Here is a 17,046-nt window from a genome sequence, read left to right on the forward strand (position 1 = left end):
GCATCGCAATTATTGTTTTCACTTTTTTAGTCATATTTTGATAGGACAACATCATAGACTTGTAATGTCAATTATTCGTAGTTTGTTCATTAGTAAAGGTTTAGTGAGATCGGGAGGGGATCGTTTGGAGAGAGTAGATATTTTTAAAGATATTTCGAAACGCACGAATGGAGATATTTACTTAGGCATTGTTGGAGCTGTTCGGACAGGTAAATCAACGTTTATCAAAAAATTTATGGAATCCGTTGTTTTACCAGATATTGAAGACGAAAGCGAACGAAGCAGGGCGCATGATGAATTGCCGCAAAGCGCGGCTGGAAAAACAATTATGACAACAGAACCTAAATTTGTACCAAATCAAGCTGTATCTGTTCACGTTGATGAAGGGTTAGACGTCAATGTGAGGCTTGTGGATTGTGTTGGGTATGCGGTTGAAGGTGCGAAAGGGTTTGAAGATGAAAATGGACCAAGAATGATTCACACCCCATGGTATGAAGAACCAATTCCATTTCATGATGCTGCCGAAATCGGAACGCGAAAAGTAATTCAGGAACATTCTACGATAGGTGTCGTTGTTACAACAGACGGAACAATTGGGGAAATACCGCGCAGTGATTATATTGATGCGGAAGCAAAAGTCGTTGAAGAATTAAAAGAAGTCGGAAAGCCGTTCATCATGGTTGTTAACTCTGTGAGACCATCAAGTCAAGAAACAGAATTGTTACGCCAGGAATTAGCTGAAACGTACGATATCCCTGTATTGGCAATGAGCATAGAGTCCATGACGGAACACGATGTATATAACGTATTACGTGAAGCGTTATATGAATTCCCGGTGTTAGAAGTAAATGTTAACTTGCCAAGCTGGGTTATGGTATTACGAGAAAACCATTGGCTCAGAGAGAACTATCAGGACGCCATTCAAACAACGGTAAAGGACATTAAACGACTGCGTGATGTCGATCACATTGTTGGACACTTCGCTGATTACGATTATATCGATCAGGCGAATATTGCTGGGATGGAGATGGGAGACGGGGTTGCCGAAATTGATTTACATGCACCGGACCATTTATATGATCAAGTTTTAAAAGAAATAGTCGGTGAAGAAATCCGCGGAAAAGACCATTTACTTGAATTGATGCAGGATTTTGCACATGCAAAGCGCGAGTATGATCAGGTATCAGGTGCATTGCAAATGGTGAAACAAACCGGCTATGGAATTGCGGCACCTAGTCTAGAAGATATGGAATTGGATGAACCAGAAATTATTCGTCAAGGTTCCAGATTTGGCGTACGACTCAAAGCAGTTGCACCATCCATCCACATGATTCGGGTTGAAGTAGAGTCTGAGTTTTCACCAATTATCGGAACAGAAAAACAGAGTGAGGAACTGGTACGATATCTCATGCAGGATTTTGAAGAGGATCCATTATCAATTTGGGAATCAGACATTTTTGGTCGCTCCCTAAGTTCAATCGTCAGGGAAGGCATACAGGCAAAAATTGCAATGATGCCCGAGAATGCCAGATACAAATTAAAGGACACGCTTGAACGGATTATTAACGAAGGGTCAGGCGGTTTAATCGCAATTATTTTATAGCAGCTTACATGGCTGCTATTTTTTTTTTGCAGTTTTGCAGGAAAGTATTAAATTCGAGGAGCTATTATGCTACACCAGATGTTTTCGGTAGGTCGAGTAATCGGACACTTGCGCTTTTCTTACCTTTTTTAAAATTTTTTTTAGTAACAGCAGGAAATCAACCATTTTTGTCGTATAGATATAGTATTAGCAGGTAATGACGGCCTGCAAGCATATTTCCATAAATAGGGAAAAATCATAGCAAAAGTTAATTAAAATTCAATAATAACCTAAAAAAAACGATCTTATTGTTGAATTTTGTTGCAAACTCCGTTATTATAAGCCTTGTCATCCTTGAAAAAGATGGCATTTAAGTATAAAAGAAGGCTAATTGGTTAACAAATGAAACAAGATTAATTATTTGTTCCAATGTCGATTGAAACTTTTGGGAGGAGGTGAATGTCATGAATAAAACAGACTTAGTAAATGCAGTTGCTGAAAAAAGCGAGCTTTCTAAGAAAGATGCTACAAAAGCTGTCGATGCAGTTTTTGAATCTGTCATGGATTCACTTAAAAACGGTGAAAAAGTACAGCTAATTGGATTCGGAAACTTTGAAGTGCGTGAGCGTTCAGCTCGTAAAGGACGTAATCCACAAACTGGGGAAGAAATTGAAATTCCAGCAAGCAAAGTTCCTGCGTTTAAACCAGGTAAGGCCCTAAAAGATACAGTAAAATAATTGATTTACATAGGGCGAAAGAGGGTGCGTTTATAACGCACCCTCTTTCTGTTTACTCTATTATGATTGGCTCACAGACCCAATTCTTGATATAGTGTAGAAGTATAGATTAGGAGGAGTTCAAATGGATAATGCAAACACAGATTTTTTTGTAATTAAAGCATTAGAAGATGGTGTTAATGTCATTGGATTAACAAGGGGAACAGATACACGCTTTCACCATGCGGAAAAACTGGATAAAGACGAGGTAATGATCGCCCAATTTACAGAACATACATCAGCTGTAAAAGTTAGGGGGAAAGCGATCATCCAAACAAGCCATGGACAACTGGACAATGATTAATATTTTCACTTTATTGTTCGTCTGTTTATGATTTGTCGATAAAATTATGCTATAATGACAGATGGAAAATTCAAAGGCGAAAAATATCTGTCTAACAGATGTCGATAAAATCTAGCGTCTAATAGGCTAGAGTTTGTTTATACAGAAGAAAGGGCTTGGTGATGGCGTTTTGAGTACATCAGGTATGGAACTTGAAAATATAAAGACTTTGATTGAAACCAAAATCCAGCATACATATCTTGAAAAATACATTAAAAAGCCCGTGCTTGATGACGAGAAATTAATGATTTTAATATCCATTATCGATAATACAACATTATCAGATGCAAAAAAAAAGCAATATATCATCACAACCATGCTAGTTCAGATTGCACTTGATACACATGATCAAGTAATAAAAGTTACACAACCGGATGAGGAAAAACAACAAAAACAGCAAAAGCAACTTACTGTTTTAGCTGGTGATTATTATAGTGGGTTGTACTATTCCTTACTTGCAGAAGCCGGAGACTATGATATGATTCATGTCCTTGCATCCGCGATTAAAGAGATCAATGAATATAAAATGAAACTATATTATTTAGAAGCAAACTCATTTCTGTCATTTATCAAGTTAACCCAGAAAATAGAATCCCTCTTATTTGTTCATGTTGCTGAACATGTTAAGGAATTCGCGGTTAAAAATGTTATCGAAGAATGGCTATTGGCTAGTAAATTGCTACAGGAAAGGGAGCATGTTACCAAAGAAGGTTACTCCCCTTTACTTGATCTATGGTTTAGTCAATCTCGTGCGGACGCCTATTCGACTATGGTCAAAACTGTTGAGACGATTACCAATCGTACACTACAGCATATTGAGCAAATATTACCGCAGCTTCCAGGCTATCATACCAGCTTAAAAAACCATATTTTCAATCAAATCAAGAGAAATTTGAACAAACAAACTACAAAAGCGGAAGAAGGGTAAATGATGCCACAACAGTCGAAAGAAGAACGTGTCCACCACGTCTTTGAAAAAATATACGATAACTATGACTCCATGAATTCAATCATTTCCTTTCAGCGCCATAAGGCATGGCGGAAAGATGTCATGAATCGAATGCAGGTTAAACAGGGAGCAAAAGCACTGGACGTCTGCTGTGGTACAGGAGATTGGTCCATTTCACTGGCTAAGAAAATTGGGCCAGATGGGGAAGTTATCGGGCTCGATTTTAGCGAAAACATGCTTACAGTAGCTAAAGAAAAGCAGAAGAAAACATTTCCGATGAAGCAACTCAGCTTTATGCATGGAAACGCCATGGATCTTCCGTTTGCTGATGATTCATTTGATTATGTAACCATTGGGTTCGGATTACGGAATGTCCCAGACTATATGACTGTATTAAAAGAATTATACCGTGTTGTTAAACCACATGGCAAAGTGGTATGCTTGGAAACGTCCCAGCCGACAATGATTGGATTTAGACAGGGCTATTATTTTTATTTTCGTTTTATCATGCCTTTCATTGGACGACTCTTCGCAAAAAGCTACCAAGAGTATGCATGGTTGCATGAATCAGCTAAAGGATTTCCAGGCAAAAAAGAATTAAAGCATATGTTTCAAGAAGCAGGATTTTCTCATGTCCAAGTGAAGAGCTATACGGGTGGTGTAGCAGCAATGCATATGGGATATAAAGAGGAAACAAAAGCGTAAGCGCCCGTTTAGTGACGTACGGAGTTGAGCGAAGTATCGCTAGGCGCTGGAGTTGGCTATAGCTATTTTAGCGGTCAACATGCTATACTTTCTTAGCTTTTAACAAAACAATAGTACGAGAATTTAAAGGTGACATGCATGAAAATAGCTAAAATATATGGATTTTTAAAAAAAGACTTAGATCGAATTGAAGTGGCGTTAAATAACGTAATACAAGCTGAACACCCTGTATTACGAAAAGCATCGACCCAATTGTTAGAAGCGGGCGGAAAACGAATTCGTCCCGTCTTTGTTCTGCTGTCTGGACAATTTGGCAACTATGATATGGAACGAATGAAGACGGTAGCTGTCTCCCTTGAATTGATTCACATGGCTACACTTGTTCATGACGATGTAATTGATGACGCAGAATTACGACGGGGGAAACCGACAATCAGGCAAATGTATGATAATCGGGTCGCAATGTATGCAGGCGATTACATATTAGCTCGATCCTTAGAAAGCATTACTTCATTACGAAAACCAAATGCACATCTCGTGCTGTCCAAGACAATTGTCGAAGTGTGTATTGGGGAAATTGAACAAATTAAAGATAAATACGACTGGAGCCAGCAACTGCGCGATTATTTACGCAGGATCAAGCGGAAAACGGCTCTGTTAATTGCAACAAGCTGTAAATTAGGCGCGATTGCCGCGGATGTACCAGAAGAAATTGCCAACAAATTATACAGGTATGGGTATTACATTGGCATGTCTTATCAAATAATTGATGACATCCTTGATTTCACATCATCAGCTACTGAACTTGGCAAACCAGCTGGGCACGATTTACTTCAAGGGAACATTACCTTACCTGTTTTATATGCAATGCAAGACGAAACATTTTATGCCTTATTAAAAGAAGCATTTGCTAATCCGGATACGGTAAATGAAGCACACATGCATGACCTTGTTCGAAATTTAAATCAAACAAATGCCATTTCATGTTCCTATCAGTTAAGTGATCTTTATTTGAAAAAGGCTTTAGCCATTGTCGATCAGTTACCAAATAATAAAGCAAAAAACACGTTACGAGACATTGCAAAATACATTGGGAAAAGGCGTTCATAAGTCGTTGTCATATTTGCAAAAATTTGTTAGAATTTAAAAGGCTGTACTAATTATACATACTAGAAGAGGTGGAAAGATGGAGAAAACATTTTTAATGGTAAAACCTGACGGAGTTCAACGTAATTTAATCGGAGAGATTGTTAATCGATTCGAGCGAAAAGGCTTTCAATTAGCTGGAGCTAAGTTAATGACTATTTCTAATGATTTGGCTGAAAACCATTATGGAGAACATAAAGAACGTCCTTTCTTTGGTGAATTGGTTGATTTCATTACTTCCGGACCTGTGTTTGCAATGGTTTGGGAAGGGGAAAATGTTATCGCAACTGCACGTGAAATGATGGGAAAAACAAATCCTCAGGAAGCTGCACCTGGAACAATCCGTGGTGACTTCGGTGTTACTGTTGGTAAAAACGTTATTCATGGTTCTGACTCACCAGAAAGTGCTGAACGTGAAATCAACCTATTTTTTGACGGAAGCGATGTTTTAACCTATTCGAAACAAGATAGCGCATGGATTTATTAAACAAAAACCTCCGTTTAAAACGGAGGTTTTCCTTTAAGTAGAGGAGAAGAGAAATGGCTGAGGATTACATACATTTTATTGCACGTATCAAACAAAAGCTTGGCATTGATTTAAGGTTGTATAAAGAGGCCCAAATGAAACGCCGACTCACATCACTAAGAAACAAACGTGGATATGCTGATTTTGATACATATTATCAAGCATTAGACACTAATGAACAATTGTTACAGGAATTCATTGATCGATTGACAATTAATGTTTCTGAATTCTATCGTAATCCGAAGCGTTGGGATGTACTACAGAAGAAAATCCTTCCTTTGTTGCTGGAAAAGAAACAGAAATTATCCATCTGGAGTGCTGCCTGTTCAACAGGCGAAGAGCCCTATAGCATCGCTCTAATGGCAAACGAACATTTTCCTGATGCGGACGTACAAGTTCTCGCAACAGATATCGATGATACAGTATTGGAAAAAGCCAAACAAGGTATTTATCCAGCGCAAGCATTAAAGGACTTGCCGAAGCAGATGAAGGAAAAATACTTTACAGAAGAACATGGGTTATATCACATCGATAAACATATTAAACGAAAGATTACATTCAAACGACATAACTTGTTAGCCGACCGTTATCCCAGCGGCAATGATCTTATCGTCTGCCGCAATGTGCTAATCTATTTTACGGACCAGGCGAAAGAAACAATCTATAAAAATTTTAGTGATTCGTTAGTTGAAAATGGTGTGTTGTTTGTTGGTAGTACCGAACAAATTTTCAGTCCCAACAAATACGGTTTAGCTTTACAAGATACATTTTTTTACCAAAAAGAATAAACACGAAATACTCTTGCCGGATCATGTCAAGAGTATTTTTGTATGTTTCTTTGTATAAGGCTCTTTTCGCCATGTTTGTTACTTCTTTATTTCGCAGTTGATATATAATGCGCAGTAATGAAGTTCTCTTTGGTGACACTTTCTTCCCGTTCCAATGGTATATGAGTACTTGGATTCGCTCCGTCAGAATACTTCGCTTTCCATGGGCACGGCCTCAGCCTCCTCGGAAGCAAAGAACGCTTCCTTGAAAAAGAAATCCACTTTTTCTGCGTGCGATGTAATACCACTGGAGTTTTCCTTGTCCTGCGGGGTCTTCGGACTCGTGCTGTTCCCATAGGACAAGGAATGCTTCGGCAGCGTTACATCGCACGCAGAAAATCGAACTGTATTTTCAAGGAGTCTACGTATTCTGACTCCGCTAGTAGAAGTTCCCTAATTTTTGTGTAGATATAGCATGTATATCAAGTAATAGCACCTACTAGAGAAGGGAAAACACGGAGACTCCTGCGGGAACAATGGTTTTCGGTGGGGCGAGTTAGCGCAGCCCCAGCACGTGTCTGAAGACTTCGAAGCGGCGGTTTTCCGCTTCGGAGGCTGAAGCCGCGCCCGCGGAAAGCGTAGTGTTTTCCCGTAGCGGTTGTCAAAGCTCCGAATTTGATTTCTAGTTATTGAGCATAATATATCTACTGTGTAAAAAACAAACAAACTTTAGATGAAAATTCCTAATTTATTGAATTGATATATAGTAAGAACCCATTTAGCGAAGGTCTAACTACCAAATAATGCGGGATAAATAAAATTTTTCATAAAATAATGTCACATTTAGAATATGATATGGTATAGTAATACAAAATTGTTTTGATGGAGGATGAAATATGCGCTACTTAACTGCAGGAGAATCTCATGGGAAACAATTAACAGCAATCATCGAAGGTATTCCTTCAAATATGCCGTTGGTTAAAGAAGATATTAATGCCTCATTACTGCGCAGGCAAAAAGGCCACGGTCGCGGAAAACGAATGCAAATTGAGAAAGATCTAGTAGAAATCACGAGTGGTGTACGACATGGGTACACATTAGGGTCACCGATTTCGCTAGTAATACATAATGACGATTTTAAACATTGGATAGACATCATGGGGGAAGATCCAGTAGATGAAGATGCAAAAATCAGGCGTACTGTATCCCGCCCACGTCCAGGACATGCCGATTTAAATGGAGCGTTAAAATATGGGCACCGTGATATGCGTAATGTACTTGAACGTTCATCGGCGAGAGAAACAGCTGCTAGAGTTGCTGCTGGGGCTGTAGCCAAAACATTATTAAAACAGCTCGGAATTGACATAATCGGCTATGTAAAAGAGATTGCCGGAATCCAAGCACAAGATGATCCATCACTTTCCATGGAAGAACGAATTGAAAAACAGGAAGCATCACCTGTAAGAACACTAGATAAAACAGTTGAAAAGCAAATGATGGATGCGATTGATCAGGCGAAAAAAGATGGTGATTCTATCGGTGGTGTTGTAGAAGTTTATGTGGAAGGAATGCCTGCTGGCGTAGGTTCATACGTACACTATGACCGCAAGCTTGATGGCAGAATTGCTGGTAGTGTAGCGAGTATTAATGCCTTTAAAGGTGTTGAATTTGGCATTGGCTTTGAAGCAGCACGTAAAAATGGTAGTGAGGTACATGATGAAATTGCTTGGAATAAACAAGATGGTTATTATCGTAAAACCAATCGACTAGGTGGTTTTGAAGGCGGAATGACAACAGGAATGCCAATTGTTGTAAAAGGGGTAATGAAGCCAATTCCTACGCTATATAAACCATTACAAAGCGTTGATATTGAGACGAAAGAGCCATTTAATGCCAGCATTGAACGGTCTGACTCTTGTGCTGTACCGGCTGCTTCTGTCGTCATGGAACATGTTGTGGCATTTGAAATAGCACGAACATTGCTGGAACAATTTCCGCATGACCAGTTTCCGAAGTTACAAAAAGCCGTGGAGGACTACCGCGAAGAAATAAGGTGTTTTTGATGAACAAATTGCTGATTAAAACGAGTACACATCCTTATTTTATTTATACTGGGGAAGATGTTCGCTTTTCTTTAAAGGAATTATTACCAAAAACGTATTCGTCTTTTTTTATTATCACGGATGATCATGTTTCCAAATTATACCTTGATGATATACGAAATAATTTGCCCAATGACCAACGTGTGTTTCACTCGATTGTTCAACATGGCGAACAATCGAAAAGTATGGAAACCTATCATGAATTGCTGACAGATGCCTTAACTTATGGGCTTGATAGACAGTCATTGATTATCGCCTTAGGTGGTGGTGTTGTCGGTGATGTTGCAGGTTTTGTTGCTGCAACCTATATGCGTGGTATTGATTACATTCAAGTACCAACCACCATATTAGCCCATGACAGTAGTGTTGGTGGAAAAGTTGCGATTAATCATGAATTAGGGAAAAATTTAATTGGCAGTTTCTACCCACCAAAAGCAGTAATCTATGATACATCTACTTTGCAAACACTAAACCCACGCGAGGTGCGTTCCGGATATGCGGAATTAGTAAAAGAAGCATTACTCGGCGATGAACAGTTTTTCAATGATCTAACAGAAATCAACCTTGCCTCGTTATCAAGGGAACATTTAGAAAAGCATTTACAAAAAGGGATACACATCAAGGCAGGTATTGTAGAATCTGATGAAAAAGAAGCCGGCGTCAGAAAGTATTTAAATCTCGGCCATACACTCGGTCACGCATTGGAAGCTGAGCTAGGATATGGAAAATTAACCCATGGGGAAGCAGTAGCAATTGGTACGTTATTTGCACTAAAGGTGAGTGAGATTCTATTTTCTAGTAATCTCCCATATGACGATTTATATAAATGGTTGAAAAGAAATGATTACCCATTGTTACTAGAAGAGGTTAAAACGAGTGCATTGATAGCAAAAATGAAATCAGATAAAAAGGTTATCAATGATAAAGTGCAGATGGTGTTATTAAAACAGACTGGTAACCCGACTGTAGCTGAAATCAATGATCACGATCTTCAAGTGTTTTTAGAATCATTTTTAAGGGAGCTGGTTGATAAATGATACGTGGTGTTCGAGGAGCAACGACAGTCCAAGCTAATGAAGAGAATCAGATTGTAACAAATACAAAAAGTCTTGTTGAAGATATGGTTCTTAAAAATAATATAGAGGTTGATTCTATTTCACATGTTTTGATTTCTGTATCAGGCGAATTGAATGCTACCTTTCCAGCAAAATCACTCCGGCAAATACCTGGTTGGGTCTATGTCCCTGTAATGTGCATGCAAGAAATCGATGTACCAAATAGTTTAGGTTACTGTATACGTGTCATGATGGTCGTCAATACAACGGTCAGACAAGAGGAAATAAAACACGTTTTTCATCATGAAGCAAAGCAATTACGGCCGGATTTAATGCAAAGGTTAGGTGAGTAAAACAATGGATGGTAAGCAGATATTAAACCAAATGGCACCATATAAACAGGGGAAACAAATGGATGATGTGAAAAGGGAGTTTGGACTAACACGAATTGTCAAACTAGCATCCAATGAAAACCCATTCGGTCATTCACAAAAACTGCGAGATGAATTGCCCGAAATGCTTGGGCAATTTGAACGCTACCCGGATGGACATGCAGCAACTTTACGAAAGAAATTAGCAGCGCGGTTACATGTAGAAGAAAACCAGCTCGTTTTTGGCAGTGGGTCAGATGAACTGGTTCAAATTATTTGTCGTACGTTTCTTTATCCAAATGCAAAAACGGTTATGGCTACACCAACGTTTCCGCAATACAGTCATCATGCATTAATCGAAGGTGCAAATGTAAAAGAAATTCCAACTAAAGATGGGTACCATGACTTAGAATCAATGCTTGATGCAATTGATGCAAATACAAAAGTTGTTTGGCTTTGTTCTCCAAACAACCCGACAGGCAGTATCATACCAGAAGATGCTTTTTATTCCTTTATGGAGCATTGTCCGAAAGATGTCCTGGTCGTTTTAGATGAAGCGTATTATGAGTACATTGACGATGAACGGAAACCTACTATTTTAGAAAACATTAGCAGCTATCCCAATCTACTAGTATTACGAACATTTTCTAAAGCTTACGGTCTAGCTGGCTTACGGGTTGGATACGGGATTGGAAATGAGGATTTGATTGCGAAATTGGATATTGTTAGAGGTCCGTTTAACACATCTATTCTAGCACAAAAAGCTGCCGCGATAGCGTTGGATGATCAGCAATTCATTGAGGAAACATACCGAATGAATCGGCAAATACGAACTGATTTTGAGCGTGCCTTAGATAAGCTTGGTTGGTCTTATGACGACTCGCAAACAAATTTCTTACTCGTCCATGTTCCTGTATCTGGTGAGGAGATGTTTACGTATTTGTTAAAACACGGGTATATTGTTAGACCTTGTGACGGAATTGGATGCCCAAATACAGTCCGAATTACAATTGGAAAAAAACAGGATATGGAAGAACTGCAAACAATTTTAACAGCATTTTCACAACAGGGGGATTAAATGGAAAAACAAAAAGTACTTGTTATCGGTCTGGGGCTGATTGGTGGATCCTTAGCCAAAAACATAGCTCTTTCTGATGAAAATTACATAATCGGCTATGATACCGACCGCCAAACAATTGAATTTGCTCAGATGAATGGAATTATTGATGAAGTTTGCACGTCTATTTCAAAAGGTGTGAAGCAAGTTGATTTTGTTATATTGGGCACACCTATCTCAGAAACCATTTCGCTAATGCAGCAATTGGACCAAATAGAGCTTTCGCATCCGGTTATTATCACAGATGTATCCTCGGTTAAGCGTTCGGTCATGTTAGCAGCAAATCAATTAACCAACCCTTATTTAACCTTTATCGGGGGGCATCCAATGGCAGGATCGCATAAAAAGGGTATCATTGCCGCGAAAGAGCATTTGTTTGAAAATGCTATTTATGTGTTAACACCGATGCGGAACTGTACCAATGAACATCTTGCATCTCTCAAAAACCTGTTGCAAAGTACTAATAGTAACTTTATTACACTGGATCCAAATGAACATGATGAAATGACAGGGGTGATCTCTCATTTTCCGCACTTGATTGCCTCGTCACTCGTACATCAGGCGAAAAAGTGGGAGTATACACATACATTCATTCCAAAACTTGCTGCGGGAGGATTTCGAGATATTACGAGAATTGCCTCAAGCAATCCAGAAATGTGGCAGGATATTTTCTATCATAATCGGAATAAAATGTCACAGCTATTAACGGATTGGATAGCGGAAATGACGGAGTTGAAACATTTCCTTGATTATAATGACAAACAACAGATGATTGACTACTTAGAACAAGCTAAAAATTATCGTGATGGGTTAGGAAAAGAAGACAAAGGTGCGATTCCTGCCTTCCATGATCTATATGTTGATATTCCGGATCAGACAGGTGCTGTTGCCTCCGTTGTCCAAATCCTTGCTGCTAAAAACATTAGTATAAAAAATATTGAAATACTTGAAATTAGAGACAATATTACTGGTGTTTTGCGGTTAAGTTTTACAACCGAATCAACCCAATTACAATGCTGTCAAATTCTACAGAAAAAAGGGTATGAAGTTGTAATAGATAAATAAACGGTCACTGATACATTTTGTCGACCAAATGTTTACTTTCTAATTTTGTAAAAAGGGGATGCTTTAATGGGTAAGAAAGAACTAAAACCATGCCAGCAACCGTTGACAGGTGTTATAGAAGTCCCTGGAGATAAATCAATTTCGCATCGTGCAGTCATATTAGGATCACTGGCAACTGGTACGACAAAGGTCAGAAACTTTCTAGATGGCGAAGATTGCATGCGAACAGTAACTATCTTTCAATCACTTGGGGTGAAAATTGAAAAAGATGAGAAAACCTTACTAATTCACGGGAAAGGAGTAAAAGCCCTAACCGAACCGAAAGCACCTCTTTATTTTGGAAATTCCGGAACTACTGCCAGATTAATGATTGGTGTACTTGCCGGATTGCCTCTTTTCACTACAGTTTATGGGGATCCATCATTAACAAAAAGACCAATGGACCGTGTAGTTACACCAACGCGACAGATGGGGGCTAATTTTGACGGGCGAGAAAACAGCTCCTATCTGCCATTGGCGATCAGAGGCGGGGGATTAACGGGGATATCCTATCAACTTCCTGTTAAAAGTGCTCAAGTTAAATCAGCTGTATTATTAGCAGGAATTCTTGCAGATGGAATGACTGAGGTTGTCGAACAAGCGGAAACACGGAACCATACGGAAAATATGCTACAAGCTTTTGGAGCAAATGTGAATAAAGATGAAAATTCTATTATCGTCAAAGGAAAACAAGAACTACTCGCGACAGACATCTATGTACCGGGGGATATATCATCAGCCGCATTCTTTTTTGCAGCTGCAGCCATTGTACCTGGGAGTAACCTAACATTAAAAAATGTTGGTCTTAACGAAACGCGAACAGGTATAATCGATGTATTACAAATAATGGGCGTACCAATAACTATTGCCAATCAACAAATAATTGGCGGGGAAAAAATTGGTGATATAACGATCTCGAAAGCAAACTTGACAAGTGCAACCATTGAAGGTGACCTTGTTCCAAAGCTAATTGACGAAATTCCAATTATTGCATTACTGGCCACGCAGGCAGAAGGGACTACTATTATTCGGGATGCAGCTGAATTACGCGTGAAAGAAACCGATCGAATTGCAGCTGTTGTCGATGTTTTAACCACATTGGGAGCAAATATTGAGGCGACTGATGATGGCATGATCATCCATGGCAAGACACCTTTAACAGGTGGATATGTACGTGCTTATGATGATCATCGGATTGCGATGATGATTGCGATCGCCTCACGTATTACCAGTGAGAGTGTATTTCTTGATGATGAAGCAAGTATCGCAATCTCCTATCCCAACTTTTTTGCTGATTTGGAAAAAGCCCAACAAGAATAAAAGAATCCACATGAAGTGGATTCTTTTTCAATCTATGATAAAATTTAAATGAGTTTTATATTGAAAGGATGTACAGTTTGGAAACTATAATGGAAGCTGTTCGATTAATGGAAAGTAAAAAAAGTAATGAAGCGATCGCACTATTAGAAGATTATTTACCGATGGCGGATGAAGAAGAAAGATTTACCATTGCTGAATTATTTATTCAATGGGGATTTTTACAAGAGGCGAGTACTATTTTACAGGAATTGATGCAACAATATCCTCAGGAAAGTGAAATAAAAATAATGCTAGCCGATATATATGTCGAGCTTGAAAATGATGAAGAAGCCATTAATTTGTTAAATGATATAAAAGAAGATGATGAATCGTACCTAGAAGCACTAATTCAACTTGCTGATTTATATCAAGCACAAGGGCTCTTTGAAGTAGCTGAACAGAAATTATTAGCTGCCAAACAATTAAATCCAACGGAACCGATTATTGATTTTGCACTAGGTGAATTGTTGTTCTCGACCGGAGAATATAAAAAGGCGATTACCCATTACGAAAAGGTTATTGAGGTTACGAGTGAAATTGCGAATGTGCCGATTCATACTCGTTTAGCAGAATGTTACGCTGGTATCGGTGAATACGAAGAAGCATTAGCTATTTATCAGGACGTTGATAACGAGGATTCTGATACGTTGTTTAAATATGGACTTACTGCATATCAAGCAGGAAGAAGTGATATTTCCATTAAAGCATGGGAACAAGTCGTTGAAATTGATCCATATTACCATACTGTTTATTATCAACTTGCCAAAGTATACGAAGAGGAAGAAATGCCAATTGATGCCTATAATGCAGCAAAAAAAGGACTGCAAGTGGATGAATTTAATAAGGAACTTTTCTTTTACGCAGGATCTTTAGCACACCAAGTAAACGAAGATGAGGAAAGTGAAAAATGGATTCGAGAAGCGATTGCACTTGACCCAGACTATAAAGAGGCTATTTTATTTCTCGTTGAATTCTTTAAGGCAAAAGAAAACCATTCAGCAATTGTTGAACTATTAGAGCAAATTAAAAAATCCGGGGCGGATGATCCATTATATGAGTGGGAATTGGCACGAGCTTATGAAAAAACAGAATCATATAATGATGCATTAAATCACTATCAGGAAGCATATAATAACCTAAATCAAGATAGTGAATTTTTAAAAGAGTATGCCTATTTTCTAACTGAAGAAGGGAGGATTGCTGAAGCACTGCCGATATTCAAGACCTATTTAACCCAACAACCAGAAGATTATGAAGTTGAGGAATTTTTCCACAGATTAAACCAATAGACAACTAGATAAAGTATTACTGGATTAAAAAGGAGGAAAGATACGTGCAGACTCCTGTTTCCGTACAAGATAAAAAAAGCTTTATCCAATGGTTTTTGAACAATTATCAATTAAAAAAACGAGAAAGTGTCTGGATTCTTAATTATTTGGTAAATCATGATAACCTATTAGCAAATGTTCACTTCATTAGGGAAGCGAGATTTTGTCCACGTGCAATAATTATGAGCAGTCATTGTTCAGATGATGTCCCATTTCGTTTTTATAAAAGTCAATTGGTTACAACTGATGCAGAAAAATCTTTTCACGATATACGTTTAAATCAAAAAGAAGCCCTGTATATTCAGTTGAATTTTAATAATGCAAAACAAAATTCGCTTTATGTAGCTGTTCTTGAGGATAATCCGTTTGTTCCTGAAGATTACTTCATCACAAAAAAGGATCAAGATCTTGCGAAACAGTTATTAGATAAAACACTTTTTGACTACCAAAAAAAGGTCATCCAAGCAGAAATCGACCGATCATTGGATGAAAAAAATCAGCGGAACTTTGAAAAATATGTGAAAAAGCTACATAAGCTTGAATCCAATCATCCGCATCAACCTAAATTGCTAAAGCAATAGGTTGATTTTTTTTGTGTGGATAAGATAAGATTTATACGAACCGTAATATTTTGCTTATATTTTTTATCGTTTTGTAAAAGAATAGAGAGAGAGGTTGGTTATTCATGCAATGGCTTAAACAAGATTTGCAGCAGTACATACAGGCCAAGGAATATGTTGATACCGTTATCGTTCCATTAATTCCGTTTCAGTTGTCACAAGACACCAATTTAGCTAAAAATGCATTTCAGGGTGAAGTACTGTCTATCTTTGCCAAAGAAATTGAAAAGGGCTTGACTGGGAGAATATTATTAGCACCAAACTATTATTACTTAAATTCAGAGTCTAAAGAAAAGGAGATAAGCAGGTTAAACGCTTGGACTGAAAATATCTTTACACAGCCATTTAAACACTTATTCTTTGTGACATTTGATGCATCATGGAAAAAGAATGAACAAGCATTAGACGGAACATTACTATGGTTACCTGGTATCCAATCCGGTGATATACAATCAAAAGAAATGCATTCATTTATTCATGATCAAGTCAATCAGATTAGTGAATTGATTAAATCGTACTGGGCTTAGTTTCCAGTATGATATCCGTAAAAGGTTAAATCTTTTGCCCGCAATAATGATTATATATTGACCGGACAAACAGTTTGCGCTATCATGGTAATGTCCTAGTAATCTGATCTAATAAAAAATGTCCGTGATTAACGAATAGAGGGGGGAAAATCATGAGTGAAAAGAAGCAACAAGTATCCCGTCGGCAATTTCTAAATTATACCTTAACGGGTGTAGGTGGATTTATGGCAGCAGGTATGCTTGTCCCGATGTTACGTATGGCCGTTGACCCAGTTTTACAGCCATCTAAATCAGGGGAATTAGTGAATGTTAATATATCTGTCGATGATCTTACAAATGAGCCACAACGTATCGATTGGAAAATTGATCAAGTTGATGCATGGTACGAATCTAAAGTTGATAAAGCAGCTTGGGTTTACTTAGATGATAACGATGAGGTTGTAGCACTTTCCCCGATATGTAAGCACCTTGGTTGTTTTGTTTCTTGGGAAGGTAGTGAAGATTATCCAAACCAATTTTACTGCCCATGCCATGGAGGACGCTACACGAAAGACGGTGTAAACGTTCCACATACACCACCAACTGCTGGACTTGACATTTATGAAAGCAAAGTGGAAAACGGAATATTGTACCTTGGCGAAGCAAAACCAAGAGAGGAGGCGTAATACA

Annotated in this window: 18 protein-coding genes; all 18 read left to right on the forward strand. The window is 38.3% G+C overall.

The window, feature by feature from the left end:
* Positions 1–124 precede the first annotated feature (124 nt).
* The 18 genes from spoIVA (at position 125) to C8270_RS13945 (ending at position 17,042) form a co-directional block, all read left to right on the forward strand.
* Positions 125–1,603 carry a stage IV sporulation protein A gene (gene spoIVA / locus C8270_RS13860; RefSeq protein ID WP_106497398.1) on the forward strand — a complete coding sequence of 493 codons (1,479 nt, stop codon included), beginning with the start codon at positions 125–127 and terminating at the stop codon, positions 1,601–1,603.
* Positions 1,604–2,046: 443 nt separating this feature from the next.
* Entirely contained in the window at positions 2,047–2,319 is a 273-nt protein-coding gene (locus tag C8270_RS13865) for an HU family DNA-binding protein (RefSeq protein ID WP_106497399.1), read from the forward strand.
* Positions 2,320–2,443: 124 nt separating this feature from the next.
* On the forward strand, positions 2,444–2,662 hold the full coding sequence (gene mtrB, locus C8270_RS13870; protein WP_106497400.1) for a trp RNA-binding attenuation protein MtrB: 219 nt from the start codon (positions 2,444–2,446) through the stop codon (positions 2,660–2,662).
* Between the two features lie 169 nt (positions 2,663–2,831).
* On the forward strand, positions 2,832–3,629 hold the full coding sequence (locus C8270_RS13875) for a heptaprenyl diphosphate synthase component 1 (protein WP_106497401.1): 798 nt from the start codon (positions 2,832–2,834) through the stop codon (positions 3,627–3,629).
* A gap of 3 nt (positions 3,630–3,632) precedes the next feature.
* Complete coding sequence (locus C8270_RS13880; RefSeq protein ID WP_106497402.1) at positions 3,633–4,355, forward strand: demethylmenaquinone methyltransferase; 723 nt, start codon at positions 3,633–3,635, stop codon at positions 4,353–4,355.
* A gap of 138 nt (positions 4,356–4,493) precedes the next feature.
* Positions 4,494–5,465: a heptaprenyl diphosphate synthase component II gene (gene hepT / locus C8270_RS13885; RefSeq protein WP_106497403.1), complete on the forward strand. Its 972-nt coding sequence runs from the start codon at positions 4,494–4,496 to the stop codon at positions 5,463–5,465.
* Between the two features lie 76 nt (positions 5,466–5,541).
* Positions 5,542–5,988, forward strand: a complete 447-nt coding sequence (gene ndk, locus C8270_RS13890; protein WP_106497404.1) for a nucleoside-diphosphate kinase — start codon at positions 5,542–5,544, stop codon at positions 5,986–5,988.
* Between the two features lie 53 nt (positions 5,989–6,041).
* Entirely contained in the window at positions 6,042–6,815 is a 774-nt protein-coding gene (locus C8270_RS13895) for a CheR family methyltransferase (protein ID WP_106497405.1), read from the forward strand.
* 875 nt (positions 6,816–7,690) lie between these two features.
* Positions 7,691–8,857, forward strand: coding sequence for a chorismate synthase (gene aroC, locus C8270_RS13900; RefSeq protein WP_106497406.1), 1,167 nt, complete (start codon positions 7,691–7,693; stop codon positions 8,855–8,857).
* Positions 8,857–9,933 carry a 3-dehydroquinate synthase gene (gene aroB / locus C8270_RS13905; protein WP_106497407.1) on the forward strand — a complete coding sequence of 359 codons (1,077 nt, stop codon included), beginning with the start codon at positions 8,857–8,859 and terminating at the stop codon, positions 9,931–9,933. The genes aroC and aroB overlap by 1 nt, the downstream gene beginning before the upstream one ends.
* Complete coding sequence (gene aroH / locus C8270_RS13910; protein WP_106497408.1) at positions 9,930–10,304, forward strand: chorismate mutase; 375 nt, start codon at positions 9,930–9,932, stop codon at positions 10,302–10,304. The genes aroB and aroH overlap by 4 nt, the downstream gene beginning before the upstream one ends.
* Before the next feature lie 4 nt (positions 10,305–10,308).
* Positions 10,309–11,400 (forward strand): histidinol-phosphate transaminase, encoded by a 1,092-nt coding sequence (hisC, locus tag C8270_RS13915; protein WP_106497409.1) that lies wholly within the window; start codon positions 10,309–10,311, stop codon positions 11,398–11,400.
* Positions 11,401–12,504, forward strand: coding sequence for a prephenate dehydrogenase (locus tag C8270_RS13920; RefSeq protein WP_106497410.1), 1,104 nt, complete (start codon positions 11,401–11,403; stop codon positions 12,502–12,504).
* A gap of 66 nt (positions 12,505–12,570) precedes the next feature.
* Positions 12,571–13,863: a 3-phosphoshikimate 1-carboxyvinyltransferase gene (gene aroA / locus C8270_RS13925; RefSeq protein ID WP_106497411.1), complete on the forward strand. Its 1,293-nt coding sequence runs from the start codon at positions 12,571–12,573 to the stop codon at positions 13,861–13,863.
* 77 nt (positions 13,864–13,940) lie between these two features.
* Positions 13,941–15,191: a tetratricopeptide repeat protein gene (locus tag C8270_RS13930; protein WP_106497412.1), complete on the forward strand. Its 1,251-nt coding sequence runs from the start codon at positions 13,941–13,943 to the stop codon at positions 15,189–15,191.
* Positions 15,192–15,235: 44 nt separating this feature from the next.
* Positions 15,236–15,811 carry a ReoY family proteolytic degradation factor gene (locus C8270_RS13935; RefSeq protein ID WP_106497413.1) on the forward strand — a complete coding sequence of 192 codons (576 nt, stop codon included), beginning with the start codon at positions 15,236–15,238 and terminating at the stop codon, positions 15,809–15,811.
* Between the two features lie 104 nt (positions 15,812–15,915).
* Complete coding sequence (locus C8270_RS13940) at positions 15,916–16,377, forward strand: YpiF family protein (protein WP_106497414.1); 462 nt, start codon at positions 15,916–15,918, stop codon at positions 16,375–16,377.
* 152 nt (positions 16,378–16,529) lie between these two features.
* Positions 16,530–17,042 (forward strand): QcrA and Rieske domain-containing protein, encoded by a 513-nt coding sequence (locus C8270_RS13945; protein ID WP_106497415.1) that lies wholly within the window; start codon positions 16,530–16,532, stop codon positions 17,040–17,042.
* Positions 17,043–17,046: the final 4 nt, after the last annotated feature.

The sequence above is a fragment of the Lentibacillus sp. Marseille-P4043 genome, assembly GCF_900258515.1.
Taxonomy (GTDB): Bacteria; Bacillota; Bacilli; order Bacillales; family Amphibacillaceae; genus Lentibacillus_C.

Coding starts and splice junctions, on each gene's coding strand:
- C8270_RS13865 (WP_106497399.1), top strand. CDS start 2,047: ATGAATAAAACAGACTTAGTAAATGCAGTTGCTGAAAAAAGCGAGCTT.
- mtrB (WP_106497400.1), top strand. CDS start 2,444: ATGGATAATGCAAACACAGATTTTTTTGTAATTAAAGCATTAGAAGAT.
- C8270_RS13880 (WP_106497402.1), top strand. CDS start 3,633: ATGCCACAACAGTCGAAAGAAGAACGTGTCCACCACGTCTTTGAAAAA.
- hepT (WP_106497403.1), top strand. CDS start 4,494: ATGAAAATAGCTAAAATATATGGATTTTTAAAAAAAGACTTAGATCGA.
- ndk (WP_106497404.1), top strand. CDS start 5,542: ATGGAGAAAACATTTTTAATGGTAAAACCTGACGGAGTTCAACGTAAT.
- C8270_RS13895 (WP_106497405.1), top strand. CDS start 6,042: ATGGCTGAGGATTACATACATTTTATTGCACGTATCAAACAAAAGCTT.
- aroC (WP_106497406.1), top strand. CDS start 7,691: ATGCGCTACTTAACTGCAGGAGAATCTCATGGGAAACAATTAACAGCA.
- aroB (WP_106497407.1), top strand. CDS start 8,857: ATGAACAAATTGCTGATTAAAACGAGTACACATCCTTATTTTATTTAT.
- aroH (WP_106497408.1), top strand. CDS start 9,930: ATGATACGTGGTGTTCGAGGAGCAACGACAGTCCAAGCTAATGAAGAG.
- hisC (WP_106497409.1), top strand. CDS start 10,309: ATGGATGGTAAGCAGATATTAAACCAAATGGCACCATATAAACAGGGG.
- C8270_RS13920 (WP_106497410.1), top strand. CDS start 11,401: ATGGAAAAACAAAAAGTACTTGTTATCGGTCTGGGGCTGATTGGTGGA.
- aroA (WP_106497411.1), top strand. CDS start 12,571: ATGGGTAAGAAAGAACTAAAACCATGCCAGCAACCGTTGACAGGTGTT.
- C8270_RS13940 (WP_106497414.1), top strand. CDS start 15,916: ATGCAATGGCTTAAACAAGATTTGCAGCAGTACATACAGGCCAAGGAA.
- C8270_RS13945 (WP_106497415.1), top strand. CDS start 16,530: ATGAGTGAAAAGAAGCAACAAGTATCCCGTCGGCAATTTCTAAATTAT.